The sequence below is a fragment of the Streptomyces mutomycini genome (assembly GCF_001700505.1).
In the GTDB taxonomy this organism is placed as follows: Bacteria; Actinomycetota; Actinomycetes; order Streptomycetales; family Streptomycetaceae; genus Streptomyces; species Streptomyces mutomycini.
This window is the reverse complement of sequence record NZ_MAPV01000340.1, coordinates 1-2218: the sequence shown is the minus strand read 5'-3', so window position 1 is coordinate 2218 and position 2218 is coordinate 1. Positions and strand designations below refer to the sequence as shown.

General features: G+C 73.4%; 1 protein-coding gene and 3 pseudogenes. 2 read left to right on the top strand and 2 right to left on the bottom strand.

Annotated elements, in window-relative coordinates; all coding sequences use genetic code 11:
- Positions 1-223, top strand: a pseudogene (locus BFF76_RS30320) (ribosome small subunit-dependent GTPase A); the annotation flags it as partial.
- Here the strand turns inward: BFF76_RS30320 and BFF76_RS31955 are convergent.
- Positions 213-692: pseudogene (locus tag BFF76_RS31955) on the bottom strand (DUF456 domain-containing protein); the annotation flags it as partial. The pseudogenes BFF76_RS30320 and BFF76_RS31955 sit on opposite strands and share 11 nt — an antisense overlap.
- A gap of 80 nt (positions 693-772) precedes the next feature.
- Entirely contained in the window at positions 773-1759 is a 987-nt protein-coding gene (locus tag BFF76_RS30315; RefSeq protein WP_031099820.1) for a helix-turn-helix transcriptional regulator, read from the bottom strand.
- 308 nt (positions 1760-2067) lie between these two features.
- On the opposite strand from BFF76_RS30315, the pseudogene BFF76_RS34860 reads away from it, so the two are divergent.
- Positions 2068-2218 (top strand): annotated as a pseudogene (locus BFF76_RS34860) (protein phosphatase 2C domain-containing protein); the annotation flags it as partial.

The following is a 2218-nucleotide window of genomic DNA, read 5'->3' as shown; positions in this document are numbered from 1 at the left end:
CTGCGCACACGAGTCCGAGCCCGGCTGTGCCGTGCTCGGCGCGATCGAGGACGGGTCGCTGTCCGAACGGCGTCTCGACAGCTACCGCAAGCTGCTCCGGGAGAACCACCGCATCGCGGCGAAGACGGACGCCCGGCTGCGCACCGAGACCCTGCGTGAGTGGAAGCGCAGGGGTGCGGAGGGCCGGGCCGCCCTGGAGATGAAGCGGGGCATCCCCAGATGACGGCGCCCAGCCAGGCCCCCACCGCCAGCAGGCAGCAGAAGAGCTCCAGGAGCACCGAGTATCCCGTCGCCCGCATCACCGACCGGAGAGAGGTCCAGCCCGCCGCCCGGCTGCCGAGACGCATGCGTTCGGCGCCGTAGACCGCACCCACGTATCCCAGGATCCCGCCCGCCACCGGCACCACGAAGAAGCCGACGATCGCCGCGATCCCTCCGGCCATCAGCGTCTTGCGCGGCGCCCCCGACTCGCGCGGGCGCCGCGAGGGCAGCAGCGCTTTCAGCGCCTGGTTCAGCAGCAGCAGGCACGTCGCGCCGATCAGTACGCCCCAGGCGACCGGGGTCGGGTCCGTCAGCGCCCACCACAGCACGGCGGCCCAGACCATCGCCTGCCCGGGCACGCCCGGCACCAGTACGCCGATCAGGCCGAGCAGCATCACCGCCCCGACGGCAACGAGCTGCCACACACTCATTCGACCAGCGTGCCGGAGTACGCCGGGTCCCGCCCGTCAGCGCGGCCCCTCCGAGTGGGCGGAGTCGCAGGCCGGAGCGGTCAGCGAGGGGCGCGGGCCACCCAGCCACGTTCGTACGCGTGCCAGCCGAGCTGCAGCCGGGTGGTGACCCCGGTGAGCTCCATGAGCCCCTTCACCCGCCGCTGCACCGTCCGCAGACCCAGGTCCAGCTGCTTCGCCACGCTCGCGTCGGTCAGACCGGCGAGCAGCAGCGAGAGGATCTCCAGATCGGTCGGATCCGCACCCGGACCGCGTTCCTCGCCGATGCCGCTCCCGCCCAGCCGTAGCGGCATCGCGTCCCGCCACACCGCTTCGAAGAGGCCCATCAGGGACTCCAGCAGCCCGCTGGCGTGGATCACCAGGGCGGCCGGCTCGGCCCCCCGGCCGGTCAGCGGCACCATGGCCAGCGCGCCGTCGGCCACCACCAGCTTCGTCGGCACCCGGTCGACCACCCGGCACTGCTCGTCGCGGCCCAGCGCCGCCGACAGCTCCACGATGCCGTTGGGAAGGGAGAGGACGTCGCGCTCGACGACCACGCGGTAGGACACGCCCCGCATCGTGGCCCGTTCCTCGGACTCGTTCTCCATCCCGGTGACCGCGATCGGCTTCCCCGTGACCAGCGCGCAGACCTCGGACGCGGCTCCCAACTGGAGCTGGTGGAACCGATGGGCCACCGCGCTCGCCCCCGTCACCACCTCCACCAGGTCGTGCACCGTGGGTTCGGCCGCCTGGGCCCGGTACTCCTCGGAGAGCAGGGCGGACGCCAGCTCCGCCTGTTCGAGCTCATGGCGCTGCTGGATCAGCAACGCGCTCAGCGCGACCCCGGGCGGCGCGGCGACCCAGCGGTCCGTCCGCGACGACGACTGGGCCACGAGCCCCCGCTGTTCCAGCAGGCGCAGCGCGCGCTCGGTGTCCGCCTCCGGCAGGGCCAGCCGGCGCGCGAGTCCGGCCAGTTCCGCGGCGCCCACCGCGACCAGTGCCCGGTAGGCCGCTTCCTGCCTCTCGTCGAGACCTATCGCTGACAGCATCCTCGGCCCTCCCCGGATCATGCTCGCGCGTTTCCGCGCCCGTCGGGCGTGCATGTGCGGTGGCGGAAAACGGCCACGGCGTAAACCCGCCGGGCCCATCATGCCCCGTAGCACCCGTCTCTCCGACAAGGTGGTGGCACCGCAGCAACGACCGCCCCGCGGGCGGTGGGCTGTTCACAGGTACCGGCCCGCCGGGCGACCTTCCCGTGGGGGGTGGGGACGCCCGGCGGGCCACCCCGGACGGCGCCTTTCCGGGCCACTTTCCGGATGACCGGTTTCGGACGCCCGGGGCGGTCGACACTATGGGCATGAGCCAGCAGGGGGAGAAGCCCGCCGCCCACGAGGACCACTGGTGGCGCAGGCTGTACGACGAGACCGCGCCGGACACCGGGCCGGGCAGCGCGGCCGACAGCCTCGACGACCGCTTCGACTCGGCGTCGGACGCGGTGGCCGGCCCGG

What these genes read in the sequence shown, in the direction of transcription:
- BFF76_RS30315 (WP_031099820.1), bottom strand. Translation starts at nt 1,759, where the DNA reads ATGCTGTCAGCGATAGGTCTCGACGAGAGGCAGGAAGCGGCCTACCGG.